Origin of the sequence: Mycobacterium simiae (assembly GCF_010727605.1) — a bacterium.
In the GTDB taxonomy this organism is placed as follows: Bacteria; Actinomycetota; Actinomycetes; order Mycobacteriales; family Mycobacteriaceae; genus Mycobacterium; species Mycobacterium simiae.
Genome location: NZ_AP022568.1, coordinates 3089621 through 3115794, shown reverse-complemented (window position 1 = coordinate 3115794; position 26174 = coordinate 3089621). Strand labels below are relative to the sequence as shown.

At 67.9% G+C, this 26174-nt stretch carries 25 protein-coding genes; 14 read left to right on the top strand and 11 right to left on the bottom strand.

The window, feature by feature from the left end; genetic code table 11:
- Positions 1-151: 151 nt before the first annotated feature.
- On the bottom strand, positions 152-982 hold the full coding sequence (locus G6N33_RS14480; protein ID WP_044512465.1) for an arylamine N-acetyltransferase family protein: 831 nt from the start codon (positions 980-982) through the stop codon (positions 152-154).
- 259 nt (positions 983-1241) lie between these two features.
- Here G6N33_RS14480 and G6N33_RS14475 point away from each other — a divergent pair, with 259 nt between their 5' ends.
- Complete coding sequence (locus G6N33_RS14475) at positions 1242-1718, top strand: hypothetical protein (RefSeq protein ID WP_044508667.1); 477 nt, start codon at positions 1242-1244, stop codon at positions 1716-1718.
- A gap of 17 nt (positions 1719-1735) precedes the next feature.
- Here the strand turns inward: G6N33_RS14475 and hsaB are convergent, their stop codons facing one another.
- The 4 genes from hsaB to hsaA are packed head-to-tail and all read right to left on the bottom strand — an operon-like array spanning position 1736 to position 5303.
- Positions 1736-2302 (bottom strand): 3-hydroxy-9,10-secoandrosta-1,3,5(10)-triene-9,17-dione monooxygenase reductase subunit, encoded by a 567-nt coding sequence (hsaB, locus tag G6N33_RS14470; protein ID WP_044508669.1) that lies wholly within the window; start codon positions 2300-2302, stop codon positions 1736-1738.
- A 14-nt stretch (positions 2303-2316) separates the two neighbouring features.
- The gene (hsaC, locus tag G6N33_RS14465) at positions 2317-3231 is read right to left on the bottom strand and encodes an iron-dependent extradiol dioxygenase HsaC (RefSeq protein ID WP_044508671.1); all 915 of its coding nucleotides are present in this window, start codon (positions 3229-3231) and stop codon (positions 2317-2319) included.
- Positions 3228-4115 carry a 4,5:9,10-diseco-3-hydroxy-5,9,17-trioxoandrosta-1(10),2-diene-4-oate hydrolase gene (hsaD, locus tag G6N33_RS14460; protein WP_044508673.1) on the bottom strand — a complete coding sequence of 296 codons (888 nt, stop codon included), beginning with the start codon at positions 4113-4115 and terminating at the stop codon, positions 3228-3230. The genes hsaC and hsaD overlap by 4 nt, the downstream gene beginning before the upstream one ends.
- Positions 4116-4118: 3 nt before the next feature.
- Positions 4119-5303 (bottom strand): 3-hydroxy-9,10-secoandrosta-1,3,5(10)-triene-9,17-dione monooxygenase oxygenase subunit, encoded by a 1185-nt coding sequence (hsaA, locus tag G6N33_RS14455; RefSeq protein ID WP_044508674.1) that lies wholly within the window; start codon positions 5301-5303, stop codon positions 4119-4121.
- Between the two features lie 158 nt (positions 5304-5461).
- On the opposite strand from hsaA, the gene G6N33_RS14450 reads away from it, so the two are divergent.
- Together G6N33_RS14450 and G6N33_RS14445 are read left to right on the top strand one after the other, a co-directional pair.
- A complete protein-coding gene (locus tag G6N33_RS14450) occupies positions 5462-6544 on the top strand; it encodes a ferredoxin--NADP reductase (RefSeq protein ID WP_044508675.1) in 1083 nt (360 codons plus the stop codon).
- Positions 6545-6591: 47 nt separating this feature from the next.
- On the top strand, positions 6592-7149 hold the full coding sequence (locus G6N33_RS14445) for a hypothetical protein (RefSeq protein WP_044508676.1): 558 nt from the start codon (positions 6592-6594) through the stop codon (positions 7147-7149).
- A 15-nt stretch (positions 7150-7164) separates the two neighbouring features.
- On the opposite strand, the gene G6N33_RS14440 is transcribed toward G6N33_RS14445, so the two are convergent.
- The gene (locus tag G6N33_RS14440; RefSeq protein WP_044508677.1) at positions 7165-8046 is read right to left on the bottom strand and encodes an SDR family oxidoreductase; all 882 of its coding nucleotides are present in this window, start codon (positions 8044-8046) and stop codon (positions 7165-7167) included.
- Between the two features lie 85 nt (positions 8047-8131).
- On the opposite strand from G6N33_RS14440, the gene G6N33_RS14435 reads away from it, so the two are divergent.
- The gene (locus tag G6N33_RS14435) at positions 8132-8704 is read left to right on the top strand and encodes a TetR/AcrR family transcriptional regulator (RefSeq protein ID WP_044508679.1); all 573 of its coding nucleotides are present in this window, start codon (positions 8132-8134) and stop codon (positions 8702-8704) included.
- Here the strand turns inward: G6N33_RS14435 and G6N33_RS14430 are convergent.
- Complete coding sequence (locus G6N33_RS14430) at positions 8701-10866, bottom strand: acyl-CoA dehydrogenase (RefSeq protein ID WP_044508681.1); 2166 nt, start codon at positions 10864-10866, stop codon at positions 8701-8703. The two genes, G6N33_RS14435 and G6N33_RS14430, sit on opposite strands and share 4 nt — an antisense overlap.
- A 274-nt stretch (positions 10867-11140) precedes the next feature.
- Between G6N33_RS14430 and kstR the strand changes: the two genes are divergently transcribed.
- Positions 11141-11740 (top strand): cholesterol catabolism transcriptional regulator KstR, encoded by a 600-nt coding sequence (kstR, locus tag G6N33_RS14425; RefSeq protein WP_163771794.1) that lies wholly within the window; start codon positions 11141-11143, stop codon positions 11738-11740.
- Between the two features lie 2 nt (positions 11741-11742).
- Here kstR and G6N33_RS14420 read toward each other — a convergent pair whose 3' ends face one another.
- Positions 11743-12822: a LacI family DNA-binding transcriptional regulator gene (locus tag G6N33_RS14420; protein WP_044512467.1), complete on the bottom strand. Its 1080-nt coding sequence runs from the start codon at positions 12820-12822 to the stop codon at positions 11743-11745.
- A gap of 145 nt (positions 12823-12967) precedes the next feature.
- Here G6N33_RS14420 and G6N33_RS14415 point away from each other — a divergent pair, with 145 nt between their 5' ends.
- The 8 genes from G6N33_RS14415 to G6N33_RS14380 are packed head-to-tail and all read left to right on the top strand — an operon-like array spanning position 12968 to position 20032.
- Positions 12968-13918, top strand: coding sequence for a metal ABC transporter solute-binding protein, Zn/Mn family (locus G6N33_RS14415; RefSeq protein ID WP_081662098.1), 951 nt, complete (start codon positions 12968-12970; stop codon positions 13916-13918).
- Positions 13905-14732, top strand: a complete 828-nt coding sequence (locus G6N33_RS14410; RefSeq protein ID WP_044508684.1) for a metal ABC transporter ATP-binding protein — start codon at positions 13905-13907, stop codon at positions 14730-14732. The genes G6N33_RS14415 and G6N33_RS14410 overlap by 14 nt, the downstream gene beginning before the upstream one ends.
- Positions 14729-15589 carry a metal ABC transporter permease gene (locus G6N33_RS14405; protein WP_044508685.1) on the top strand — a complete coding sequence of 287 codons (861 nt, stop codon included), beginning with the start codon at positions 14729-14731 and terminating at the stop codon, positions 15587-15589. The genes G6N33_RS14410 and G6N33_RS14405 overlap by 4 nt, the downstream gene beginning before the upstream one ends.
- A gap of 39 nt (positions 15590-15628) precedes the next feature.
- Positions 15629-16339, top strand: a complete 711-nt coding sequence (locus tag G6N33_RS14400; RefSeq protein WP_044508686.1) for a sensor domain-containing protein — start codon at positions 15629-15631, stop codon at positions 16337-16339.
- A 3-nt stretch (positions 16340-16342) separates the two neighbouring features.
- Positions 16343-17089, top strand: a complete 747-nt coding sequence (locus tag G6N33_RS14395) for a sensor domain-containing protein (protein ID WP_081662099.1) — start codon at positions 16343-16345, stop codon at positions 17087-17089.
- A gap of 9 nt (positions 17090-17098) precedes the next feature.
- Positions 17099-17857: a LamB/YcsF family protein gene (locus tag G6N33_RS14390; protein ID WP_044508687.1), complete on the top strand. Its 759-nt coding sequence runs from the start codon at positions 17099-17101 to the stop codon at positions 17855-17857.
- A complete protein-coding gene (locus tag G6N33_RS14385; protein ID WP_044508688.1) occupies positions 17857-18777 on the top strand; it encodes an MBL fold metallo-hydrolase in 921 nt (306 codons plus the stop codon). The genes G6N33_RS14390 and G6N33_RS14385 overlap by 1 nt, the downstream gene beginning before the upstream one ends.
- Before the next feature lie 13 nt (positions 18778-18790).
- Positions 18791-20032, top strand: coding sequence for an SLC13 family permease (locus G6N33_RS14380; protein WP_101528707.1), 1242 nt, complete (start codon positions 18791-18793; stop codon positions 20030-20032).
- Between the two features lie 9 nt (positions 20033-20041).
- Here G6N33_RS14380 and G6N33_RS14375 read toward each other — a convergent pair whose 3' ends face one another.
- Positions 20042-22666, bottom strand: coding sequence for a helix-turn-helix transcriptional regulator (locus G6N33_RS14375; RefSeq protein WP_044508690.1), 2625 nt, complete (start codon positions 22664-22666; stop codon positions 20042-20044).
- A 170-nt stretch (positions 22667-22836) separates the two neighbouring features.
- On the opposite strand from G6N33_RS14375, the gene G6N33_RS14370 reads away from it, so the two are divergent.
- On the top strand, positions 22837-24249 hold the full coding sequence (locus G6N33_RS14370; RefSeq protein ID WP_101528725.1) for an FAD-dependent oxidoreductase: 1413 nt from the start codon (positions 22837-22839) through the stop codon (positions 24247-24249).
- Here G6N33_RS14370 and G6N33_RS14365 read toward each other — a convergent pair.
- Together G6N33_RS14365 and rlmB are read right to left on the bottom strand one after the other, a co-directional pair.
- Positions 24246-25241: a glycerophosphodiester phosphodiesterase gene (locus G6N33_RS14365; protein WP_081662100.1), complete on the bottom strand. Its 996-nt coding sequence runs from the start codon at positions 25239-25241 to the stop codon at positions 24246-24248. The two genes, G6N33_RS14370 and G6N33_RS14365, sit on opposite strands and share 4 nt — an antisense overlap.
- Complete coding sequence (gene rlmB / locus G6N33_RS14360) at positions 25238-26170, bottom strand: 23S rRNA (guanosine(2251)-2'-O)-methyltransferase RlmB (protein ID WP_044508693.1); 933 nt, start codon at positions 26168-26170, stop codon at positions 25238-25240. The genes G6N33_RS14365 and rlmB overlap by 4 nt, the downstream gene beginning before the upstream one ends.
- Positions 26171-26174 lie beyond the last annotated feature (4 nt).

Here is a 26174-nt window from a genome sequence, read left to right as displayed (position 1 = left end):
GGTTGCCTATGGCACAGCTCACGCACCCGGCATTGTTGCTGCTCATGGCGCGGCGGGGCCACTCGGGCGGCCGGCAGATCATTTGCCAGGATCGAATATCCGGGTCGATTTCCGCCCTATTTTCAAGTCCGGCGCTCGTTCGAATCGGCGATCAATTGTCGAGGGTATCGGCGATCCGCGCTTCGAGCCGATCGCGCGGTCCGAGATCGTCGATGTCGATCCCGAAGCGGTCGGTGAGGGTGTCGAGCACCGCGGCCGCATCCTCGAGGAGCATCTTTTCGGTGCCGCCGGCGCGGTGGATGGCCAAGTTCCGGCCGGACAGGTTGATTCGGGCGTCGTCGGTGACGGTCGCCGCGACCAGGCCCGTCACGAAGTGCGAGTCCGGATTGGTCGAGACGTACCAGCTGCCGACCGTGAGGTCGATCTGCGGCCGGGTTTCCGTGGTGAATTCGTACAGCGACTGCCACTGCCCGCGGATCTGGGCCTGCAGCACCAGGCCGTCGCCGCGATCGTGCAATCGGAAGGGCTCGTGCGTCGTTTGCTGGACGGTACCGGTTTCGAAGCGGATCGGCGATGTCAGGGTCTGGCCACCGAAGCCGACGTCGACGAGGTAGGAACCCTGCGACCCGGGGAAGGTGACTGCCAGCGCGGTGTGGGTCATCGCCGGCACCGGCGCGTCGGGCGCCAGCATCCAGACCACCCGGCCGGCTAACCGGCGCACCCGGAAGCCGAGTTCGGCCAGCACATAGCCCATTAGCCCGTTCTGCTCGTAGCAGTAGCCGCCGCGGCGCCGGCCCACCAGCTTGTCGAACAACGCTTCCGGACCCAGGTCGCCGACCGGTACACCCATCAACGGGTCGAGGTTCTCGAACGGGATGGTCCGGGTGTGGGCCGTCATCAGGTCTTGGAGCACCTCGAATGTCGGCTCGACGGGGCCGCGGTAGTTGACGCGGTCGAAGTAGCCGGCCAGGTCCAGTCTCATCCATCCATTCTGGCCGAGCGTCGGATCCTGCCTGGCTTCGGTAACCGCCACGGCCTCGCGCACGGTGCACTTGTTTGATATATGTCTAATACGGGGATCCGCATCGGATCGGCCCGGTGGCCCGACCCCTCGACGGGCCACCGGGCAACCCATAACCACTCCAACTGGCGCCGTCGTCTTGTTTTAGGTGTGTCAAATATGGGGACCCGGGTGGCGTAGGGCTGCAGCCAAGAACGCCACACAGATACCGGAGCCGCTGATGTCCCACCACACCTTATGGATTGTGATCGCCGTAGTAGTCGCGCTGTTGCTGATCGCCGGCGTGCTCGTCGCTAGCAGCGCCACCCGGAGTCGCCGCCACCGGCAGGCCAAGCAAATTCGTGAGCAAGCCAGTCTGGAGTCGGCCAAACTCGAACGCCGCGAGGCGCTCGCCCAGGAGACCGCCGCCAAGGCACGCGCCGCACAGGCCGAGGCGGAGGTCAAGGCGGCCGAAGCCGCCCGATTGCAGGAGCATGCCGCCGCGCATCAAACCGAGGCCGCGGCCTCGCGCGAACAACTCCAAGAGCAATGGGACCGAGCCGACCGCATCGACCCCAAGACCGGCAAGCCCGACCGCCGGGACGCCGAAGACGCCCAAGCCGCCGAGGAGGACCGGGCATGGTCGGCCGAGTCGACACAAGCGACGACGGACGCGGGCGTGGTCCGACAAGAAAACTCTCGGGGGACCCGCGGCTGACGCCGCATCTTGCAGCGCTACAGCCAGGTGTCCTGGGTCGTGGTGGTGAGGAACGCTTCCAGGTCGTCGCGCCACTGGGCCGGGGTGGTCTTATCGGGCTCGATGCCGGTGTACTCGCCGCGATAGAACAGCAACGGTCGCGGCTTGATCTTCGGCGCCTCCGAAAGGGATTGCACCGCACCGAAAACTACGAAGTGATCGCCGCCGTCGTGCACACAGGACACCGTACAGTCAATGTAGGCGAGCGAACCAACAATGATCGGTGAGCCGAGTTCCGATGGGTGCCAATCTATTCCGGCGAACTTATCGGGCTCCTTGGAGCCGAATCGCGCCGAGACATCCTTCTGCTGCTCGGTAAGCATGTTGACGCAGAACCGGCCGCTCGCCTCGATCGCCCGCCACGAGCGTGACACCTTGGTGGGGCAGAACAGTACCAGCGGCGGGTCGAGCGACAACGCCGCGAACGACTGACAGGCAAAACCGACGGGGACGTCGTCGTGCACGGTGGTGATGATCGTTATCCCGGTGCAGAACTGGCCGAGCACGTTGCGAAACGTACGCGGGTCGATGGGCGCGGCGGTCATGGTCGGCCTCGAAATCAGCTTTTGAAGCCGACGCTGAAGTCGTGGCCCCAGAGGCTGACCGCGGTGCTTTCCCGGGCAATCCAGTCCTCGTCTTCGACTTTTCTTCCTTCGCAACCGAATTCGATGTCAAACCCGCTGGGCGTCTTCATGTAGAAGGACAACATCAGATCGTTGACGTGGCGGCCCAGCGTAGCCGACATCGGCACCTTGCGGCGCAACGCCCGGTCCAGGCACAGACCGACGTCGTCGGCCTCTTCGACCTCGACCATCAGGTGCACGATGCCGCTGGGCGTCTGCCCCGGCATGAAGGCCAGGCTGTGGTGACGCGGATTGCAGCCCAGGAACCGCAGCCAGGCCGGCGGCCCGTCGGCGGGCCGACCCACCAGCTGGGGCGGCAGCCGCATCGAGTCGCGCAGCTTGAAACCCAATACGTCGCGGTAGAAATGCAATGTCTCCTCGTCGTCGCGGGTGGTCAGCACGACGTGCCCCAGACCCTGCTCCGCGGTGACGAACTTGTGCCCGTACGGGCTGACCACCCGGCGGTGCTCGAGGGCCGCGCCGTGGAAGACCTCCAGGCAGTTGCCGGACGGATCGGCGAACCGGATCATCTCGTCGACCCGGCGGTCGGCCAGCTCCGCGGCCGTCGCTTCCTTGTAAGGCGTGCCCTCGACGTCGAGCCGATTCCGAATCTCCTGCAACCCAGCAGCATTCGCGCATTCCCACCCGGCCTCGATGAGCCGGTCCTGCTCGCCGGGAACGATCACCAGCCGGGCCGGGAAGTCGTCCATGCGCAGATACAGCGCACCGTCGGTGCCGCCCTGTGAACCAGCGGAGCCCTCGACCATGCCGAGGACCTTCAAACCAAATTCACGCCAGGCCGCCATATCGGTGGCCTCGATACGCAAATACCCCAGAGAGCGGATGCTCACCGCGCACCTCCCAGAAAATCGAGGGTGAGTCTGTTGAACTCGTCGAATTTCTCCACCTGCGCCCAGTGCCCACATTGCCCGAAGACGTGAAGCTGAGCGCGCGGAATGGTTTTCAGGGCGACCAGCGCACCGTCGAGCGGGTTGACCCGATCCTCGCGGCCCCAGATCAGCAGCACCGGCTGACGCAGCCGGTGCACCTCGCGCCACATCATGCCGAGCTCGAAATCCGCACCGGCAAAAGACATTCCCATCGCGCGGGTAGCCGCAAGCGATTCCGGCGTACTGGCCAGCGCGAAACGCTGCTCGACCAACTCGGGGGTGATCAGTTTCTGGTCGTAAACCATCACCCGGAGAAACGCCTCGAGGTTCTCCCGGGTGGGCTCGGCGGAGAACCTGCCCAACCGCTTAACGCCCTCGGTCGGGTCGGGCGCGAACAAGTTGACGCTCACCCCGCCGGGGCCCATCAGCACCAGCCGACCGGCGCGGTCGGGGTAGTCGAGCGCGAACCGGACCGCGGTACCACCGCCCAGCGAATTACCTACCAGCGGAACACGTCCCAGTCCGAGTTGGTCGAACAGGCCGTGTAGCGCCCGGGCCGCGTAGCGGTTGAACTGCCCGTGCTGGGTGCGTTTGTCGGAGTGGCCGTAGCCTGGCTGGTCGACGGCGAGCACGTGGAACTGCCTCGCCAGCACCGGGATGTTGCGGGAGAAGTTCGTCCAGCTCGCCGCGCCCGGACCGCCGCCATGCAGCAGCACCACCGTCTGTTCGTTGCCTACCCCCGCCTCGTGGTAGTGCAGCCGCAGCGGCCCATCCACGTCCACCTCGGCGAAGCGTGAGGTGGATTCAAAGGTCAGTTCCTCGGTCTCGGACTGAGTCGCTGCCATCGGCTAGACCATGGTGTCGCCGGGCGGCAACCCGAACTCGTGATTGCCGAAGATCTGGTAGGCGCGTTCCGGATCGTTGGCCGCGTGCACCCGTCCGGCGTGCGCGTCGCGCCAAAACCGTTGCACGGGTTGGTCGTTGGCCAACGCCGTAGCGCCCGACGCTTCGAACAACCGGTCGATGGAGGCGATCGCACGCCCGGTGGCCCGCACCTGGTCGCGGCGGGCCCGAGCCCGCAGCTGGAACGGGATCTCCTTGCCGGCGGACAACAGCGCGTACTCGTCTGCGACGTTTCCGCTCAGCTGACGCCACGCGGCGTCGATGTCGCTGGCGGCCTCGGCGATACGCACCTTGGCGAACGGGTCGTCCTTGGCCTTCTCGCCGGCGAACGCCGCGCGCACCCGCTTGCCCTGGTGCTCGACGTGGGCATCGTAGGCACCGTACGCCATCCCGACGATGGGCGCCGAAATAGTCGTGGGATGCATTGTGCCCCAAGGCATTTTGTAGACCGGCGCGGTGTTTGTCTGATAACCGCCCGCGGTTTGGTCATTCATGGCCTTGTAGGACAGGAACCGGTGTCGCGGCACGAAGACGTCCTTGACGACGATGGTGTTGCTGCCCGTGCCGCGCAGCCCGACGACATGCCAGACGTCGTCGATGCGGTACTCGCTGCGCGGGATCAAAAAGCTGCCGAAGTCCACGGGCCGGCCGTCCTTGATGACGGGCCCGCCGAGGAACGCCCAGGTGGCGTGATCACAGCCGGAGGACCAGTTCCAGGAGCCGCTGACCAGGTAGCCGCCGTCGGTCACCACGCCCGCGCCCATCGGGGCGTACGACGACGAGACCCGGGTCTTGGGGTCCTCGCCCCAGACCTCCTCCTGGGCTTGCTGCTCGAACAGGGCCAGGTGCCAGTTGTGCACGCCGATGATCGAGCTCACCCAGCCGGTGGAGCCGCAGGCGCTGGCCAGACGTCGTACCGCCTCGTAGAACAGCGCGGGATCACATTGCAGGCCACCCCACTGCTCGGGCTGTAGCAGGGTGAAAAAGCCGACCTCGTCGAGTTCGGCAACGGTCTGGTCGGGCAGCCGGCGCAGGTCCTCTGTCGCCTGAGCGCGCTCCCGGATCTTCGGGAGCAGATCGTCGATCCCCGCCAAGACCGACTGCGCGTCACGCTGTTGAATGGACGTCACTTACGTTTGCCTCCTGGGCCTGACTTACTCAACTGGGCTTACACAGCAGACTAGAACATGTTCTGATTTGTGTCGAGCAGGGTATTCCTGCGGCTGGTGGCGATATAAATCGGGTTTTCTGTAACATGTTCTAGTTGTCATGAAAGGGAGGGCGGGTCTTGACGCAAGCAGATCTGGACGAGCCGCTGGGCGACCACGTCCTTGAGCTGCAGATCGCCGAGGTCGTCGACGAGACCGACGACGCACGCTCCCTGGTGTTCGCGGTGCCGGACGCGTCGGGTGATCCCGCGATCCCGCCCGAGCGACTGCGCTACGCACCGGGCCAGTTCCTGACCTTACGGGTGCCCAGCGACCGCACCGGTTCAGTAGCGCGCTGCTACTCGCTGTGTAGCTCGCCGTTCACCGACGACGCCCTGACCGTCACGGTCAAACGCACCGCCGACGGCTACGCGTCCAACTGGCTGTGCGACAACGCGAAGCCCGGCATGCGGATCCACGTGCTGGCCCCCTCGGGCAACTTCGTCCCCAAGACGCTCGACGACGATCTTCTGCTGTTCGCGGCTGGCAGCGGGATCACCCCGATCATGTCAATCTGTAAATCCGCGCTGTCGGAGGGCAGCGGCCAGGTGACGCTGGTCTACGCCAACCGCGACGACCGCTCGGTAATCTTCGCCGAAGCGCTGCGCGAGCTGGCCGCCAGCTACCCCGACCGGCTCACGGTGCTGCATTGGCTGGAGTCGCTGCAAGGTCTGCCGAGCACCGCCGCGCTGGCCAAGCTGGCCGGGCCATTCACCGACCGGCATGCGTTCATCTGTGGGCCCGGGCCGTTCATGGAGGCCGCCCGGCAGGCGCTCGAGGCACTGAAAGTGCCCGCCACACAAGTACATATCGAGGTTTTCAAGTCGCTGCAGTCCGATCCCTTCGCGGCGGTGACGATCGAGGACACCGACGCGGACGACCAGCCGCCGGCCACCGCCGTCGTGCAGCTGGACGGAGAAACCCACACCGTGTCGTGGCCACGCGGCGCCAAACTGCTCGACGTGCTGCTCGCCAAGGGCCTCGACGCGCCGTTCTCCTGCCGGGAAGGCCATTGCGGCGCCTGCGCCTGCACGCTGCGCAGCGGCAAAGTGAACATGGAAGTCAACGACGTGCTCGAGCAGCAAGATCTGGACGAGGGGCTGATCTTGGCCTGTCAATCTCACCCGGAATCTGATTCGGTAGAAGTCAGTTACGACGACTAGTCGCCCAGTTACGTTCTCCCTTTGAGGTTCGACGGAAGGAAGCGCCGATGTTGCGGTCGGTCACGGGCACGCTGATCGCCGGCGCCGCCGCCGCACTGGTGTCGACCGTGCTGCCGGTTCCGGTTGCCGTTCCCGTCGCCAAGGCGGCAAGCAACACCGCGACCACCCTGTTCCCGCTGGACGGCCCCAACCAGCTGGAGACGCGGGCCATCCTCAATTGCTTCAAATCCGATGGCCACTGCGATTTCAACGTCGGCGCGGATATGCAAACACCCAACGGGGTCACCGGGTTTCCCCCCGGCCTGTGGGCGCGCCAGACCACCGAGATCCGGTCGTCCAACCGGATGGCCTACCTGGACGCGCACGCCAACGGCCAGTACGAGCGGGTGATGAAGTCGATGGGTACCGACGAGATCACGACGGTGTATTTCGGCGAGGGGCCGCCGGAGAAGTACCAGAGCACCGGCCGCATCGACTCCACGGATTGGTCGACGGGTCAGCCCAAGACCGACGTGAACGTCATCGTGTGCACCCACATCCAGGTGGTCTATCCCGGCGTCAACATCACCTCGCCGAGCACGTGCGCCCAGACGACCTTCTCCTGACCCGGCCGCGCCATCTCATGCCGGAATGACGCCGGTCTCCAGGTCTTCGAGCAGGCCGGGGCCACTGGGGTTCCAGCCGAACCGCCGGCGGGTGAGCGCGCTCGACGAAGGCTGATCGACCGCGAATATGGTCCCGAGCGGGCCGAATCTCTCGGCCGCCGCGGCCTCGACGGGCACCTCGAGCCGGCGGCCGATCACCTCGGCGATCTGCCGCATCGAGTCCCCTTCGTCCCCCACCGCGTGCAGTACCGAGCCGGGCGGGGCCTGTTCGACGGCGATCCGGAACAACGTTGCGGCGTCGTCGCGATGCACCGCAGGCCAGCGCTGCCTGCCGTCGCCGACGTAGGCCGACACCCCGCTGTGTTGTGCGGCCTGAATCAGCAGGCTGGCGAAGCCGTAGCGGCCGCCGGCGTCGTGGACCGACCGCGGCAACCGCACCACGGCGGATCGCACGCCACGGGTGGCGAGATCGATGACGGCTCGTCCGGTGCGGCCGCGGCCCGCCATCGGGCCCTCGGTGTGGAACGGATCGTCTTCGGTGCTCGGACGTCCGGGCGTCGCGGGGGTACCGCCGGCAAGCACCAACGCCTTCCCAGTGTCGACGAGCACGTCGCCAAGCGCGGCCAGCGCGCGGGCCTCGTCACCGATCGCGTCACCGGCACGGCTGAAGTCATGCGAGAAGGCCAGGTACACAATGCCATCGGCGTCGGCAGCAGCCTTCGCTAACACGTCGAGGTCGGTGATGTCGCCGCGCAGCGGCTCGGCGCCCAGCCCGTCGACCGTCGCGGCCGCAGCCTCGGAGCGAGCCAGGCCGACGACCTGATGCCCTGCGGTGAGCAATTCCGAGACGACGGCCGAGCCGATCCCTCCGCTGGCGCCGGTGACGAATACGCGCACGAGCAACTCCTCCCCTCCGATGAGACTTTTGTCCCATCACCATACACCCGTGACGGGACAATGGTTCCGTCACTATCGTGGGGCCATGGCCCGTTGGGAACCCGACGCGCGCGAACGCCTGGTCGCCGCGGCACTCGACCTGTTCAACGAGCAGGGATACGACGAGACGACCGTGACGCAGATCGCCGAGCGGGCCGGCCTGACCAAGAGCACGTTCTTCCGGCATTTCCCGGACAAGCGCGACCTGCTGGCGGCCGGCCAAGACGCGATCGCCCAGCTGCTGCGGGACGGCATCGCCGCGGCACCCGCCGACGCGACACCGTTGACCGCGGTGTGTTGCGGCCTGAAGTCGGCAGCGGCGGCGTTCACGTCGTTCAACCGCGAGCTCGCGCCACGGCTCAAGGCCGCGATCGCGGCCAGCCGCGAACTTCAAGAGCGCAACGCGCTCAAGCAGATCGGGCTCGCACTGGCAATGGCCGAAGCGCTGCAAAGCCGGGGCGTGCCCGAGCCGACGGCGGTACTGGCCGCAGAGCTGGGGGCGCTGGCCTTCAAAAAGGCCTATGCCCGTTGGGGCGAACCGGGCGATAGCGGCGATTTGGGCGCCATGGCGTGCCAGGAGTTACGCGAGATCCACTCCGCCGCAGCTGATCTGGGCTAACGCGGCAGGCCCAACAGTCGCTCGGCCGCGACCGTGAGCAGAATCTGCTCGGTGCCGCCCGCGATCGTCAGGCAGCGGGTGTTGAGGAAGTCGAACACCGCGCGGTTGTGGACCAAGCCGCCGCCGTCGGCGACGTCCATGGTGAATTCGGCCAGCGCCTGTCGGTAGCGGACACCGATCAGCTTGCGCACGCTGGATTGCGCGCCGGGGTCCTGGCCGCCCACCGCGAGCTGGGCGATGCGCTGGTCGAGCAGGGCGCCAGTCTGCGCCAACACGATCAGCCGCGCCAACCGGTCCTGCTCGGCAACGTCGAGATCCCTTGCCGCCAAAAGCTTCAGCAAGTCTTCCATCGGATTGCCAAGGGCTGTCCCGTTAGCCATCGCCACCCGCTCGTTCGCCAAGGTGGTGCGGGCCAGCCGCCAGCCATCGTTGACCGCGCCGACCACCATCTCGTCGTGCACGAACACGTTGTCCAGGAACACCTCGTTGAACAACGAGTCGCCGGTGATCTCCCGCAGCGGCCGGATCTCGATGCCGGGCGAAGTCATGTCGATCAAAAAATAGGTGATGCCTTTGTGTTTCGGGGCATCGGGATCGGTGCGTGCTAGGCACACCCCCCAGCGCGCCTTGTGCGCCGCGGACGTCCACACCTTCTGTCCGGTGAGCAGCCAGCCGTCGCCAGGCTCTTGGGTGCGCACCGCTTTGGTGCGCAGCGAGGCCAGGTCGGATCCGGCCCCGGGCTCGGAAAACAGCTGACACCAAAGGAATTCGCCACGCAGCGTGGCCGGTACGAAGCGCTGTACCTGCTCGGGTGTGCCGTGCTCGAGGATGGTCGGCGCCGCCCACCAACCGATCACCAGGTCCGGCCGTTCGACCCCGGCCGCGGCCAGTTCCTGGTCGATCAGCAGCTGCTCGGCCGGGGAGGCGGCCCGCCCATAGGGCTTGGGCCAGTGCGGCGCCTGCAGGCCCGCTTCGGCCAACGCCACCTGCCGCTTCTCGACGGGCAGCGCGGCGATCTCGGCGACCGTCGCGGCGATCTCGGCGCGTTGGCTCTCGACCTCGGTGAGGTCGATACTCAGCCGGCGCCGCACCCCGGCCTGGGTCAGCGCGGTAATGCGGCGTAGCCACCGCTGGGGGCCACCTTGCGATCCACCCAGAAACCGGCCGATGGCATGGGCGCGGCGCAGGTATAGATGTGCGTCGTGCTCCCAGGTGCAGCCGATGCCGCCGAGCACCTGGATGCAGTCCTTCACGTTGGCCTTGGCCGCGGCGATACCGATGCCGGCGGCCAAGGCCGCGGCGATGGCGAACTGGTCGGCATCCCCGGCCCCGTCTTGGGCAGCGCTCGCCGCGCGCGCTGCATCGGCCGCGGCCACCTCCGCCTGCTCGGCCCGGCACAGCATCTCGGCGCACAGGTGCTTGATGGCCTGGAAGCTGCCGATCGGCTTGCCGAATTGCTCGCGCACCTTGGCGTAGGCGACCGCGGTCTCGAGCGACCAGCGGGTGACCCCAGCCGCCTCGGCGGCCAGCAGCGTCGCGGTCAGGTTCTCGATGCGCGCGCGCGATACGGCAAGCGGGGTGGCCGGCGCCGACGACAGCAGCACGCGCGCCAGCGGCCGAGAGAAGTCGGTAGCCTGCAGCGGCTGCACTGTGACCCCATCGGCGGCGGTGTCGACCAGCACCCACTGCTCGCCGGCGGGCAACAGCAGCACCCCGCCGCTGGCGGCGCCGAGCACGAAGTCGACGGTCCCCGACACCGAGCCGCCGTCGACCCGCGCGTTGCCCTCCAGGGCGAGCCCGGCGAAGCGTTCACCGCAAGCCAACCCGGACAGCAGCTCGGGGTCGGTGATAACAAGCGTTGCCAGCGCGGTGGTGGCGATCGGCCCGGGAACCAGCGCCTTGGCCGCCTCCTCGACCATCGCGCACAGGTCCTCGACGCTGCCGCCGGCCCCGCCGGCGTCCTCGGATATCGCCACACCGAACAGCCCGAGGTCGGCCAGCCCGGCAAACACCGGCCGCCACGCGTCCGCTCCCCCGGTTTCCCAGCCCCGCTCCATCGCGCGGATCGCCGCGGTCCCGCCCGGTCCCGACGTCGTATTACGGGCCCAGTCGCGAACCAACTCGCGCGCCGCGAACTGTTCGTCGGTGACGGTCGCTACCACCTCAGGGCCCTCCGTGTACTTGATTCAACGTGACCGTTAGGGGCACTACTGCAGACTAGAACGTGTTCTAATAGTGCCAGCGAACGACCCTCAAGTCGAACGCCATCACAGCAGGACAGCTCGTTGCCCCGGCGGGACGGAGGTGGGAAATTCCCATTCGGCTTGCGTATCGTTTGCGAACGAACCGCCCGGAAGAGGAGCAACCCGTCAGATGTCGCCAACGAACGTTAACGAGGGCCACGTCTCTGACTCGCAGCCACGCGAGGTCATGAACGTGGCCGTTCTCGCCGAGTCCGAACTCGGCTCGGAGGCGCAACGGGAGCGCCGCAAACGCATCCTGGACGCAACGATGGCCATCGCGTCGAAGGGCGGCTACGAGGCCGTCCAGATGCGCGCGGTGGCCGACCGGGCGGACGTCGCCGTCGGCACGCTGTATCGCTACTTCCCGTCGAAGGTGCACCTGCTGGTCTCGGCCCTGGGCCGGGAGTTCAGCCGCATCGACGCCAAGACCGACCGCTCTTCGATGACCGGCGGCACCCCGTTCCAGCGGCTGAACTTCATGGTCGGCAAGCTCAATCGAGCGATGCAGCGCAACCCACTGCTGACCGAGGCGATGACGCGCGCCTACGTCTTCGCCGACGCCTCGGCGGCCAGCGAGGTCGACCAGGTGGAGAAGCTGATCGACAGCATGTTTGCCCGCGCGATGAGCGACGGCGAACCGACCGAGGATCAGTACCACATCGCCCGGGTGATCTCCGACGTGTGGCTGTCCAACCTGCTCGCCTGGCTAACCCGGCGTGCCTCGGCGACCGATGTCAGCAAGCGGCTCGATCTGGCCGTACGCCTGCTGATCGGCGACACCGACGCCAAGTAGCGCTACACCGGCGGACCGGCGGTCCGGCCGCGGATCAGCTCGGTGTCGAGCAGCTCGACCACCGGCAGTCCGGACCGCGGCGGATTGAGCAGTAGTTCGCCGGCCCGATGACCCTTTTGCAGGCTGGGCTGCGCCACCGTGGTCAGGCCCCGGGCGATGGCATCGGGCACGCCGTCGAAGCCCGTGACGCTGATCTGGCCGGGCACGTAAATGCCATGTGCGCGAAGGTAATCCATCGCTGACAACGCCAAAACATCTGCCGTGCACATTAATGCGGTGATCCGCGGATTGGCCTCCAGCGCCACCCTGGCCGCCTCGCCGCCCGAGGTCGGCAGATGTTCGTAACTTTCCACCACGGTCAGCGAATCCGGGTCCAGCCCGACGGCCTGCATGGCGTCCCACACCCCGGCGATGCGGTCACGCTGCACGCTGAACATCAACGAGCGCAACCGTTCCGCGTCCGCCACGTCTTGTCGCCGGTCCCGACCGAGCCGCATGGTCAACAGCCCGATCTCGCGATGCCCCAACCCGAGCACGTACTCGGCGAGCTGGCGCATGGCCGCCCGGTCATCGATGCCGACCCGCGACACCCCGGACAGCCCCTTGGGTTGGTCGACCACCACCACGGGCAGCCGGCGCTGCAACACCAGTTGCAGGTACGGATCGTCGTCGCGCACCGAATACACCACGAACCCGTCCACACCCGCGCTCAGCACTGCGGCGTTGCCGTCGTTCGGGCTCCGGGTCGGCCCGACCGCGACCAGCAGCAGCCCCTGGCCGCGCTCTTCGCACGATTCGGCCACGCCGGCAACGAAATCGCGGGCCGCGGGGTCGTTGAAGAAATACGTCAACGGCTCGGCCATCAGCAAACCCACCGCGTCGGCCCGGCGGGTGCGCAACGACCGTGCCACCGGGTCGGGGCCGGCGTAGCCGAGCCGTTTGGCCGTGGCCAGCACGCGTTCGCGCAGGTCAGGCGAGAGCTGATCCGGCCGGTTGAAGGCGTTCGAAATGGTGGTTCGCGACACCTTCAGTTCGGCCGCCAACGACGCCAACGTCGCACGCCGTCGTGGTGTCGGGCTCACGTTGGCTGACGCTACCGCCCATCCCTCGGCCGCGCTTCCGCCGCCGCGATCTGCTAATTTGTTGGAAACGATTTTCAATTCGGATGCGTCTGCACGCGGGGGTGGCGAGCAGGAGCCCGCACCCGTACGCGCTGATGGGACGGGAATGAGCCAAGTCGAACGGCGCCGCCGGCGGGCCGGCTCACGCCCTGCCCGCCGCACTTTCGCGGTGGCCTGTTTGGTAGGCGCGGCGACCATCACGAGCTGCGGGTCGGGCGGTTCGGATCACCTCCATGACGCCCCCATCGTGGCCTCCACCGACGTTTGGGGCAGTGTCGCCCAAGCTGTCGCGGGATCGCATCTGCGCATCAAGTCGATCCTGCGGGGCGCCAACGTCGACCCGCACACCTACCAGGCCACCGCCGCGGACGCCGCGGCCGTCGCCGACGCCCGACTGGTGATCTGCAACGGCGGCGGTTACGACCCGTGGCTCACCCAGGTGCTGGACCAACATCCGAACATCAAGTCGGTGAACGCCTACTCGTTCGCCGCCAAGCCGGTCAACGGGTCACCGCCCAACGAACACGTCTTCTACGACCTCAACGTGGCCAAGTCCGTGGCCACCGCCATCGCCGACCGGCTGGTGGCCGACGACGCGAACGACGCCGGCGATTACCGAGCCAACGCCGCCGCATTCGGCCGGGAGGCCGACGCCATCGCCGCCGCGGAACACTCCATCGCCCGCACCTATCCCGACACCTCCGTCGTCGCAACCGAACCGGTGGCCTACTACCTCATCCAGGCCATCGGACTGGTGAATCGCACTCCTCCCGCGTTCGCCAGCGCCAACGAGAACGGAACCGATCCGGCACCGGCCGACATGGCGTTCGTGTTGGACCTGGTCAATCGTCATCAGGTGGCGGCGGTGCTGCTCAACCCGCAGACAGAGACCCCCGCGATCAACGGCCTGCAGGACGCGGCAAAACACGCGGGCGTTCCGGTCGTCCTGGTGACCGAAAGCCTGCCTGACGGCACGGAATATCTGAATTGGCAGCGCAACACGGTCAACCAGTTGCAGGCTGCGCTGCGGTCGGGCCGGGCCGATGCCCGTCATTGACGAAGCGATCGGGACGGCCGACCCGCGGCCACCGGCGGTCCGCCTGTCCGGTGCTCGGCTGGCGTTCGGCGATCGTGTCCTTTGGGACGGCCTGGACTTGACGGTATCGGCGGGTGAGTTCATCGCGGTCCTCGGTCCCAACGGCACCGGCAAAACCTCGCTGCTCAAGGTGCTGCTCGGCCAGTTGCCGCTGACCGCAGGCGCCGTCCAGGTCGACGGAAAAGAGGTCAGCTCGGGTAGCGGGGACATCGGCTACGTCCCGCAACACCGCCCGATCGACCGGGACGTGATGCTGGTCGGCCGCGACCTGGTTGGGCTCGGTGTGGACGGGCACCGGTGGGGCACCGCGCCGTTGCGGTTCACCCAACGGACCCGGCGCCGAGACGCCGTCGACCGAGCGCTGGCACAGGTCAACGGCGAGCAGCTGGCCGATGTTCGCGTCGGGCTGATGTCGGGCGGGGAACTGCAGCGCATACGCATCGCTCAAGCCCTGGCCAGCGATCCGATGCTGCTGCTGTGCGACGAACCGTTGCTGACGCTGGACCCGGCCAACGCCAAGCTCGTCGCCGCGCTGATCGACCGCCGCCGCCGCGAGGCCAACACCACCGTCATGGTGGTGACCCACGAGATCAACACGATCGTGCCCTACGTCGACCGGGTGCTCTATCTCGTCGACGGGCGGTTCCGCATCGGTGCCGTCGAGCAGGTGATGACCACCGAGACGCTCTCGACGCTGTATCGGGCCGACATTCAGGTGGTGAAGGTCAACGATCGCTTCGTCGTGGTCGGCGAAGACGGCGGGCACGCGTTATGAACGACCAGCTCTCCGAGGTGCTGGGCAATCTGTTTTCCTTCGACATCACCGCCCGACTGCTCAGCCACGACTTCGTCCAACAGGCGGTACTGGCGGCCGCGCTGCTGGGGCTGGTGGCCGGATTGATCGGTCCGTTCATCGTGATGCGGCAGATGTCGTTCGCCGTGCACGGGTCCAGCGAACTGTCACTGACCGGAGCCGCGTTCGCGTTGCTGGTCGGGATCCAGGTCGGCTTGGGCGCGCTGATCGGCAGCGCCGTGGCCGCCGCGCTGTTCGGGATACTCGGCGGTCGGGCGCGGGAACGCGATTCGGTGACCGGGGTGGTGCTGGCGTTCGGGCTGGGCCTGGCGGTGCTGTTCATTTACCTCTACCCGGGACGCACCACGACCAGCTTCGCCCTGCTCACCGGGCAGATCGTCGGGGTCGGCTACACCGGGCTAGCCATGCTGGCGCTGGTGTGCCTGCTGGTGGTCGCGGTGCTAGCGACGTGCTACCGGCCGTTGCTGTTCGCCACCGTCGATCCCGACGTCGCGGCCGCGCGTGGCGTGCCGGTCCGGGCGCTGGGCATCGTGTTCGCCGCGCTGGTCGGGGTGGTGGCCGCCCAGGCCGTGCAGATCGTCGGCGCGCTGCTGGTGATGTCGCTGCTGATCACGCCGGCGGCCGCGGCCGCGCGGGTGATCGCCTCACCGACGGCGGCCATCGTCACATCGGTGATCTTCGCCGAGACTGCGGCCGTGGGAGGCATCGTGCTGTCACTGGCGCCCGGCATCCCGGTGTCGGTTTTCGTGGCATCGATCTCGTTCCTGATTTATCTCCTGTGCTGGCTGCGGGGGCGACGCCAAGAGGCCGCCGCTTAAGCTTGTCCCACGCAGTGGCCATGGCAGGGGGAGGCAACGGTGCGCCGGCAGTTCGCGGTCTGGGTGCTGACCGCGGCGGCCACCTTGATCGGTGGTTGCACCACTAGCGTCTCCGGCCGTGCCATCCCGGCGGACCTCGGGGCCCATGCTCGCGATCCGGTGGCGGTGTCGGCGCTGGAGGGGTTGCTCCTCGGGATCGCCGAGATCAACAACGCGTTGGGCGCTACCTCGATGAAGGTGTGGGTGACCAACAAGGGCATGTGGAACTGGAGTTCCGGTGTCAGCGACCAGAATTGTCTTGCGATCGACGGACCCGCCCAAGCGAAGGTCTACTCCGGCACGGGCTGGACCGCGGTGCGCGGCCAGCGGCTCGACGACAGCGTCAACGACTCCAAAAAGCGCGACCACTACGCCATCCAGGCCGTCATCGCGTTTCCGTCCGCGCACGATGCCGACGCGTTCTACGAGTCCTCGGTGCAGAGCTGGCACGCCTGCTCGAATCGGCGTTACTCCGACGTCGTACCGGGCCAGCCGGACACGGTATGGACGGTCGCCGGCGTCACCAACGACAACGGCATGCTCAGCACGTCGGAGGTCCAGGAGGGCGGCGACGGGTGGACCTGCCAGCGGGCGCTGACCGTCCGCAACAACGTCGCCGTTGACGTCGTCGCGTGCGCTTACAGCCTGGCGGGGACGCCAGCCGCCGACATCGCCGGCCAGATCGCGGCGAAGGTGAGGCGGGGGCGGTAGGCGATGCACCGGGCACTCCGCTGGTCGACGGCCTTACTCGCCGCGCCGCTGGCCTGCGTCCTGACGGCGGCGGTCGCCGGCTGCACCCGGGCGGTCGACGGCACCGCGTTGGCCACCGAACCCGGCTTGCGCAGCCCGACGACGTCGACGACCCTGACCTCAGCCCCGCCGGTGCTGCCCCCGACGGCCCTGGAGGGCATGCTGCTGAATCGGGACCAACTCATCGCTGTGGCCGGTGGCACCGCGATGGCGTTGGTCGGCACCGCCACCAGCACGTCGGACTCCGCACAGATCGTCGACGATCGCACCTGCCTAGGACTGAGCTCGGTGGGCGATGTGACGGTCTACGCCAACAGCGGATACGTCGCCATGCGCGGGAACCAGTTCAGCACCCCCAACGCGGTGGCCGCCGACGTCACGCAGCTAGTGACGTCGTTCACCACGTCCGGCGATGCCCAGGCGCTGCTGCAACGCGCCCGACAGGATTGGCAACGATGCGCCCAGCGGCGGTTCGGCTTCCACTCCTCCAACGGCAACCACAGCTACTTTTTGACCCACGACCTGCGGGCTGGCGACTCACGCATCACGGTGTCGATGCGACAGGAGGAAGACGCGCGCTGGGGCTGCTCGCACGCGATGGCCGTGCGGGGAGCTGTAGTGGTCGAGGCGCGAGTCTGCCTGCTCAACGAGGACACCGACTCGGCGGTCAACAACCTGCTCGATCAAGTCGTCGCCAAGGTTCCCCAATAAGCTAGGCGAATGCCCGCTATCGATCTCAACGCCGACTTGGGCGAGGGCTTCGGCGTCTGGCGACTCGGCGACGACGACGCCATGCTCGGGATCGTCTCCAGCGCCAACGTGGCGTGTGGTTTCCACGCCGGTGATCCGGCCGGCCTGGTGCGGGTCTGTCAAGGCGCCGCCGCGCGGGGGGTGCGCATCGGCGCCCAGGTGAGCTATCGCGACCTGGCCGGGTTCGGCAGGCGCTTCATGGATGTGGACGCCGCGGATCTGACGGCCGATGTGGTGTACCAGATCGGCGCGTTGCAGGCGATCGCGCACGCGGCCGGGTCGACCGTAAGCTACGTCAAACCCCATGGCGCGCTGTACAACACGATCGTGACCAACCGCGAGCAGGCCGCCGCCGTCGCCGAGGCGGTCCGAATGGTCAACGACACGCTGCCGGTGCTGGGCATGGCGGGGTCGGCGTTCTTCGCCGAGGCCGAGCGGCTGAAGCTGACCACGGTCGCCGAGGCGTTCGCCGATCGCGCCTACCGGCCGGACGGACAGCTGGTGTCCCGTAGGGAACCGGGTGCGGTACTGCACGACCCGGTGGCGATCGCGCAGCGCGTGCTGGACATGGTGTCCGGCGGGCGGGTCACCGCGATCGACGGCAGCCCGGTCGATGTGCGGGTGGAATCCGTTTGCGTGCATGGTGATTCGCCCGGCGCGGTGCAAATCGCGACGGCCGTCCGCGACCGGCTGCGGGCCGCGGACATCGACATCAGGGCGTTCTGCTGATGCGGCTGCGGCTCGGTCGCCCCGATATCGGGCGGTATTCCGACCGCTTCGACGTGCCCGCCGCCACGGCCGGTGCCGGGCTCTCGGTGATGTGGATGGGCGTGGCGACGCTGCTCATCGACGACGGGTCGTCCGCGCTGCTGACCGACGGCTACTTCTCGCGCCCCAGCCTGCCCCGGGTGGCCGCCGGAAAGGTGGCGCCGTCACCGGCCCGGGTGGACGGCTGTCTGACCCGGGCCGGTGTGTCGCGGCTGGCGGCCGTCATCCCGGTGCACACCCACATCGACCATGTGCTGGATTCCGCGCTGGTCGCCGATCGCACCGGCGCGCAATTGGTCGGCGGCGAATCGGCGGCCAACGTCGGGCGCGGCTACGGCCTGCCGGAAGACCGGCTGGTGGTGGCGGTGTCGGGTGAGCCAATTCGGTTGGGTGCCTACGACGTGACCCTGGTGGAGTCACATCACTGTCCGCCGGATCGTTTCCCCGGCGTGATCGACGCACCGCTGGTGCCGCCGGTGAAGGCGGCCGCCTATCGCTGCGGGGAGGCCTGGTCGGCACTGATCCACCACCTGCCGTCGGACAAGCGGCTGCTGATCCAGGGCAGCGCCGGTTTCGTCACCGGGGCACTGGCCGGCCGGCACGCCGATGTGGTGTATCTGTCCGTCGGCCAGCTGGGCCTGCGGCCCCGGTCCTATCTGCTTGACTACTGGGCCGAGACCGTGCAGGCGGTGGGCGCGCGCCGGGTGATCGCCATCCACTGGGACGACTTCTTCCGCCCGCTGTCAAAGCCGTTGCGGGCCTTGCCCTACGCGGGTGACGACCTCGACGTGTCCATGCGCATCCTCGACGAGCTGGCGGCACGCGACGGCGTCGCGCTGCATTTGCCGACGGTGTGGCGGCGCGAAAACCCGTGGCAATGAAGCGGTTCAGACGTTGGCACTGACCGTCGCACTGCTGTTGCTTGCCGTGGTTCTTGGGTTCGCCGTGGTACGCCCGCGCGGATTGCCGGAGGCGGTCGCCGCTGTTCCGGCCGCCGTCATCGTCGTTGCGATCGGCGCGGTGTCGGTCGATCAAGCGGTCAAGCAAGTCTCCGGATTGTTCGGCGTGGTGGCGTTTTTGGGCGCGGTGCTGGTATTGGCCAAGTTGTGTGACGACGAGGGCCTCTTCGAGGCCGCGGGCGCGGCCATCGCCCGTACTCCTCGTGGCTCACACGGGCTGCTGCGTCAGGTGTTCGTCATCGCCGCTTCCATCACGGCCGTCCTGAGCCTGGACGCCACCGTGGTGTTGTTGACGCCGGTGGTGCTGGCGGCGGTGCGCCGGCTGCGGACCCCGGTACGCCCTTACGCCTATGCGACCGCGCACCTCGCCAACGGAGCCTCCCTGCTGCTGCCGGTGTCCAATCTGACCAACCTGCTGGCATTTCACCTCGCGAACATCTCCTTCACCCAATTCACGCTCGTGATGGCATTGCCGTGGCTGCTCACCATCGCCACGATGTACGCGGTGTTCCGCTGGTTTTTCGCCGCGGACCTGCGCGCCGCCCCAAACCCGGAAGAACTCGGCCCGGCACCGCGACCGCCGGTGTTCGTCTTGGTGGTGGTGGGGCTGACGCTGGCCGGGTTCGCGTTGTCCGAACCGCTGGGCGTGCCGCCCGCGTGGGTGGCGCTGGCCGGCGCCGCGGCGCTGGCGGTGCGCAGCCTGCGCCGCGGGCACACCACCGCGACGGAAATCCTTCGCTCGGTGCACCTCTCGTTTCTGGTGTTCGTGCTGGCCCTGGGTGTGGTGGTGCAGGCGGTCACGCTCAACGGAATGGCCCGGGTGATGTCGGCGGTGCTGCCGCACGGATCGGGGTTGCCGGCGTTGCTGGCCATCGCCGCGGTGGCCGCGCTGTTAGCCAACATCGTCAACAATCTGCCCGCGACGCTCGTGCTGTTGCCGCTGGTCGCGCCTGCTGGACCGGTGGGAATCCTGGCGGTGCTGATCGGGGTCAACGTCGGACCCAACCTGACCTATGTCGGTTCGCTGTCAAACCTGTTGTGGCGGCGGGTGCTTCGGCGACACGACGTCGAGGCGGCCGTCGGCGAGTACACCCGACTCGGGCTGTGCACGGTGCCGCCGGCGCTGGTGATAGCGGTGGTAGCGCTGTGGGGATCGGCGCGGGTGCTGGGCCTGTAGTCGACGGACCTAGGTGTACGTCGGACGCCCGGCGCGAACGATGGAGGCCAATTCCTCACGAGACTGGGCGCCCACCCGTTGGCAGGCCCGGTACACGTGGCCTTCCACGGTGCGCACCGACATCACCAGCTGTTCGGCGATCTCGCGGTTGGACAGACCGGTGGCCACGAGTTCGACGACGTCGCGCTGGCGGCCGGACAGTTTCAGACCCGTCGGGGTGCGCAGCGCGGGGGTCTGCAGGCCGCCGCATTCGTCGGCCAACTCCCGGGCCAGGGCCGCCGCATACAGAGCCCGGCGATGGTGCTGGCGCTCGTCGAAAGCGACGGACGCCTGGGCGGCCGCATCGGCGGCCGCGGCACGATCGCCGACGCGTCGGTAGGCCGCCGAGGCCGCCAGTAGCCCATCACCGTCGCACGTGCGCAGGGCCTTGGCATGCGCCGCGACGGCATCCGCCAATGGCAGGGCCAATGCGTCGGCCAGCTCCCGGGCCCGACCTGTCAGCGTGGCGTCGCCCCATTGCGCCGCGGCCTGAATGCAGGCCAGTTCATGGGTGGGTTGATTGCGCTCGCGAGCCAGCCGAGCGGCCTCTCGGGCAACGGCCGCGGCCTCGGTCAGATGGCCGCTGGCCGCCAGCGCCCAGCCTTCGGCCAGGGCCAGGGCGGTATGCATGAAGAGAAATTCCCGCGGAACGCACGATCGCGCCGCGGCCAGGGCGTCAGTGGCCTCCGCGGCCTGACCCAGCTTGGCGTGCGCCTCGGCAAGAGTGAAGTAACTCGCCGGTCGCAGACCGGTAGTGACGGAATGGATTTGAACCCCGGCGACCGCCTCGTGCACCAGCCGCACCGCCTCGGCGACGGAGCCACGCACCAACTCGGCATTTGCCATCAGTAGGGCCAGGTTCGCATAGGCCAGGCCGGGAATGTCGCGAGTGGAATGGGCCAATTGTTCGGCCGCGCTGACGAATTCATCGATTCGTCCGGTCAACCTGCAGGCGCGACCATACACGGCACCGAACCAGAAGCGCATGTGCGATGCCTGAAAAGACGTGGTGGCGCGCCGCAACGCCGCCTCGGCTACCTTCGCAAGCTCATCGACCTGTCCCAGCGCGCCCATCGCCATGATCCAGGCAAGCGAAGCCATCATCGTGTGAAATCCGGGCAGTTCGGGAAACGCCATCGCGGCACGCGCGTTCTCGATGGCCCGTTGACACCGTGCCGCCACCGCGTCCAGGCAGGCCTGCACGGCCAACCGTTCCGCCCGCTGCGCCGGGCTTTCGACACCCGCGGAGGCCAGTTCGTCGAGAATCTGTGCTGCCGCCGCGGGGTTGAAAAGATTCCACATCAGGTTGGCCGCACGCACGGTCGCCCAGTGATGTCCGTCAGGCACGTCGCTGCCGGACATCGCACTCAGCGCCGCCTCGGCCGGCTCACCGCGTCCCAACAGGGCCAGGTTCATCGCCCGCACGCCGGCGGCTCCCGGCGCCCCGGCATGCGTGGCGGCGGTGGCCAACCGGTCGGCCAGGTCCAGATCCAGCAGTGTCATGGCGTGCCGCGCCGATTCCAGATACAAGCCGGGGTCGGGATCGAGATCCGACTCCAGCAGCAGCAACGCGCGTCGCACGGTGGCCTGCATGTCGACATCGCCGTCGGCGGCCATCCGTGTCGCCAACCTGCCGCGAATCTCGGACAGGTACAACTCGCCGGCGCCGGCTCGACGCAGCTCACCGAACAGTGGGTGGGCCAGTCTGGCCGCCAGGCCGGCGGCGGTGCGTTCGATGCTCACCAGCCCCATCCGCTCGGCGGCGGCCAGGTCGTGACGGTGCGCCAAATCGCACAGCACGTCGACGGACAGCGGTTCGCACTGCGACAACGTGTCGACCACGGTGGCCACCCCCGGACTGAGCCGACCCATCTGGCGGCTCAATGTGTCAGACAGGCTCGCCGAGACGGCGACGTCCCCGTCCCACATCCATACCCCGGCCGACTGGTGCATGCGCCCGGCAGCGAGCTGATCGGCCAGCAGTAGCCGCAAAAACAGGGCATTGCCACCGGTCAGCTTCTGAAATCGCGCCGCGGTGCGTGCATCGATCGGGCCACCCAACCTGCTCTCGATGACCTCGCGGGTGGCCATCGCCGAAAGCGGCTCGAGATCAAGCCGATCCAGCAGCCCGTCCTTCCACAGCGCCGTCACCGCGTCGGGTTCGTCGCTGCCGGTGCGAATCGTGACCACCAGCCGGACTTCACCCGACTGCGCCAGCTGGTGCACAACCAAGGCCGACAATCCGTCGAGCAGGTGCGCGTCGTCGACTCCGACGACCACCCGGCCCCGACGCTGCTGCGCGACAAACGAATTAATGACCCGCTGCACGTCGGTGCGCGGGTCGGACATGGCGTCGCCGAGCAAGCCGATGAATGCACCCAGCGGCAACGCGCGCGCCGACTCGGTGCCGACGATCCATTTCGTCCGCTGCCCGGCCGCCTCGGCGCGCCGCAGCACTTCGTGGGCCAGCCACGTCTTGCCCACGCCCGCGGCTCCGGCGAGCAAAACGCCCGAACGGTTGCCCACCGCACCGAGCGCGCGGCGAATGATCCCTAATTCACTGTCGCGCCCGGTCAGCGGCTCAGCGCCGATCACTCGGCGACTATAACGGCGAGCACGCGTCGGGCGGGCCGTTATCCCGACGTTTCCCGACCCCGATGCGTAGTGACACGCACCGCATTGGGTAGTCGACTACGCTGCCGGCCCCGGTGGCGTGCCGTGAGCATGACAGTTAGTCGGATAAGCGCTCAGCACGGATGGTGGGAATGGCAAAGATCGGCACGCACGCGTTGGTATTGGGAGCAAGCATGGCCGGGTTGCTGGCCGCGCGGACGCTCAGTGAGTTCTACATCGACGTCACGGTGGTGGAACGCGATCCGCTGCCGGACTGCCCGTCCGCGGCCGGTCCTCGTCGCGGCGTCCCGCAGGGCCGGCATCTGCATGGGTTGCTGCCCCGCGGCGCGCAGGTGTTCGAGGAGTTGTTCCCCGGCATCCTCGATCAGTTGGTCCTCGACGGCGCCCACTACTTCGGCGGCGACCTGTCGCAGGTGTACTACAACGTGGGCGGACACCTGGTGGCGCGGCGCGGCCACGCCGACTCGTTCACCGCGTACCTGGCGACCCGGCCCTTCCTCGAGGAACACGTGCGCGCCCGGCTGCGGGCCGTTCCCAACGTCACGCTGCTGGACGAGCACGACATCGTGGAGCTGACCTCGACGCTGGACAGCCGCCGGGTGACCGGCGCCCAGGTCGTCGACCGCCGCACCGGCGAACTGCGCACGCTGAGCGCCGACCTGGTCATCGACGCGACCGGGCGTGCCGGACGCACCCCCAACTGGTTGAACGCACTTGGCTACGGTTGCCCGCCCGACCAGCATGTCCTGGTTCACCTGACCTATGTGACCCAGGCGCTGCGGATGGCGCCCGGCTCGCTCGACGAACTCGGTTTCGTCATCGCACCCGTACCGGGGCGCCCGCGGGGACTGGGCGTCCTGCATACCGAGAACGACACCTGGATGTTCACCGTCTTCGGCGTGGCGGGCCGCGAACCGCACCCGGACCTGGTGTCGATGTGCGAGTTCGTCGAGGACTGCGCGCCCCGCCACCTGATCGCCGCAATCCAAGCTGCCGAACCCATCGGCGAAACCACTCGGCACCGCCAACCGTCCAGCCGCTGGCGCCGCTACGACCGGATGCCCCGATTCCCCGAGGGTCTGCTGGTCATCGGCGATGCGATCTGTAGCTTCAACCCCGTCTACGGCCAGGGCATGACGGTCGCCGCACTGGAAGCGTTAGCGCTGCGCGACTGCTTGTCGCGCGGAACAACGGATTTGGCGCGCCGATACTTCCGCGCGACCAAGGTGCCGATCCGTCAGGCGTGGGAGCTGTCGGCCAATCCCGACCTGTGCCTGCCCGAAATCGAAGGCACGGCGCCGCTGCTCACCCGCATGCTGGGGGTCTACCTCGATCGGGTGCTCACCGCGGCCGAACAGGACCCCGCCGTGGCCAATCAATTCTTCCGGGTGACTGCGCTTCTCGACCCGCCCACCCGACTGCTGCGCCCGGCCATGATCCGGCGCGCTGCGGGTGCCCTCGCGGGCAGCCATCGCCGCCGGCAGCGGCGCGGCATCGACGAGCACGCGGCTTTCGGCGGGCTAGCCGACAGCAAGTTCGGCTAAACGCGCCGATAAGCCGGCGGCAACGGCATGCCGAGGTCAGCCAGTACGCCACGAAGTTTGGTCGGGTAGTCGGTGATGATGCCGTCGACACCGTCGCCGATCTGCTCACGCATCGCGTCCGCATCGTTGACGGTCCACGGGATTACCTTGAGCCCCAATGCATGTGCGTGATCGACAAATTGCCTACCGGTGACCAGTCGATATTCGGGCGCAACGATGTTCGCTCCGGCCAGCAGCGCTCCCAGGACGGGATCGCCGACGACCGCGGGGTCGATGCCGGCCAACCACGGCGACCCCGGCGCCCAGGTCGTGTCGTCGTACAGGGCCACCAGCGGGATGGCCGGCTCAGCCCGATGCACCATGGGCAAGGTGCGCCAGTCGAAGCTTTCGATTTCGACGTTATCGATCTTGCCCGCCGCGCGCACCGCGGCCAGGATCACGTCCACGAATTGCTGCGGGCCCGCCGACGCGCCTGGATTGGCCGCCTCGACCTTGGTTTCGATGTCGTAGCGCACCCCTGTTTCGGTCGGCGCCCGATACGAGTCGGTGAGCGCGAAAACCTCCCGTAGGGTCGCTATCTTGTTGCCGCGCACCACTGTTGCGTCGGGAAACTCGGCCAGCCGACGACCGCAGTCCAGGGTGCGGATCTGTTCGAGGGTGAGTTCGTGCACCAGTTTCCCGACGTAGGGGTACTGCGGGTCGCCGGTCACGACGGGCGCGGTGTCGGTGCACTTGCCGGCGTCGATCGCTGGGTCGTGCCAGACCAGGGGCTGGCCGTCTTTGGTGATGACGACGTCGAGTTCCAGTGTGCTGACGCCAAGTTCGAGCGAGGCGGCGAAGGCGCGCAGCGACTCCTCGGTGGTCTCACCGCGTCCGCCGCGGTGCGCCTGCAGGTCGAACTCCGGGGCCGCGGCGACGGCGGCCGGCGGCAACAGCGTCAGCGCGGCCAGTGCGACGCCCAGGAGCACGAGCCGGCCGGGCAAAGTCGTCAACTCCGGCGTTGGCGAGCTATCTCGGCGAGTACTACCCCGGCGGCCACTGACGCGTTCAGCGATTCGGCCTGCCCGGCCATCGGTATCGACACCACCTCGTCGCAGTTCTGCCGCACCAGCCGCGAGAGGCCCTTGCCCTCGGACCCGACAACCACGACGATCGGGTCGGTGCCGTCCAGCTCATCGACGGCGGTCTCGCCGCCCGCGTCGAGGCCAACCACCCGGACCCCGCGGTAGGCCCAATCCTTCAGCGTTCTGGTGAGATTGGTGGCACGTGCCACCGGGATGCGGGCGGCGGCGCCGGCACTGGTGCGCCAGGCGACCGCCGTCACGGAGGCCGAACGGCGTTGCGGTATCAGGACGCCGTGACCGCCGAAGGCCGCGACGGATCGGACGATGGCACCGAGATTGCGGGGATCGGAGATGTTGTCCAACGCGACCAGCAGCGCCGGTGGCGTTTGCAGTGCGCTGCCAAGTAGGTCGTCGGGATGGGCGTAGTGGTACGGCGGGACCTGCAAAGCGATGCCCTGGTGCAGATGGTTGGTGGTCATCTTGTCCAGGTCTGGACGCGGCACTTCCAGAATGGCGATGCCCAAATCTGCTGCCCGCGAAACGGATTCGGTGACGCGCTCGTCGGCCTCGATACCGAGTGCCACGTAGAGCGCGGTGGCGGGCACACCGGCGCGCAGACACTCCAGCACGGGATTGCGACCGAGCACGGTTTCGGTGTCGTCGGTGCGCTTGGCCGGCCGGCGGGACTGGCTTTTGGCGGACCGCTTTGCCGCGGGATGATTCGGACGCAGGTGCGCCGGCGGCGTCGGTCCCCGGCCCTCCAGCGCGCGGCGCCGCTGACCACCCGACCCTACGGTCGGCCCTTTTTGGCTGCCGGTCTTGCGCACGGCCCCCTGGCGCCGAGAGTTACCGGCCATTACT

Coding starts and splice junctions, on each gene's coding strand:
- G6N33_RS14480 (WP_044512465.1), bottom strand. CDS start 982: ATGAGACTGGACCTGGCCGGCTACTTCGACCGCGTCAACTACCGCGGC.
- G6N33_RS14475 (WP_044508667.1), top strand. CDS start 1,242: ATGTCCCACCACACCTTATGGATTGTGATCGCCGTAGTAGTCGCGCTG.
- hsaB (WP_044508669.1), bottom strand. CDS start 2,302: ATGACCGCCGCGCCCATCGACCCGCGTACGTTTCGCAACGTGCTCGGC.
- hsaD (WP_044508673.1), bottom strand. CDS start 4,115: ATGGCAGCGACTCAGTCCGAGACCGAGGAACTGACCTTTGAATCCACC.
- G6N33_RS14445 (WP_044508676.1), top strand. CDS start 6,592: ATGTTGCGGTCGGTCACGGGCACGCTGATCGCCGGCGCCGCCGCCGCA.
- G6N33_RS14435 (WP_044508679.1), top strand. CDS start 8,132: ATGGCCCGTTGGGAACCCGACGCGCGCGAACGCCTGGTCGCCGCGGCA.
- G6N33_RS14415 (WP_081662098.1), top strand. CDS start 12,968: ATGAGCCAAGTCGAACGGCGCCGCCGGCGGGCCGGCTCACGCCCTGCC.
- G6N33_RS14410 (WP_044508684.1), top strand. CDS start 13,905: ATGCCCGTCATTGACGAAGCGATCGGGACGGCCGACCCGCGGCCACCG.
- G6N33_RS14405 (WP_044508685.1), top strand. CDS start 14,729: ATGAACGACCAGCTCTCCGAGGTGCTGGGCAATCTGTTTTCCTTCGAC.
- G6N33_RS14395 (WP_081662099.1), top strand. CDS start 16,343: ATGCACCGGGCACTCCGCTGGTCGACGGCCTTACTCGCCGCGCCGCTG.
- G6N33_RS14390 (WP_044508687.1), top strand. CDS start 17,099: ATGCCCGCTATCGATCTCAACGCCGACTTGGGCGAGGGCTTCGGCGTC.
- G6N33_RS14385 (WP_044508688.1), top strand. CDS start 17,857: ATGCGGCTGCGGCTCGGTCGCCCCGATATCGGGCGGTATTCCGACCGC.
- G6N33_RS14370 (WP_101528725.1), top strand. CDS start 22,837: ATGGCAAAGATCGGCACGCACGCGTTGGTATTGGGAGCAAGCATGGCC.
- rlmB (WP_044508693.1), bottom strand. CDS start 26,170: ATGGCCGGTAACTCTCGGCGCCAGGGGGCCGTGCGCAAGACCGGCAGC.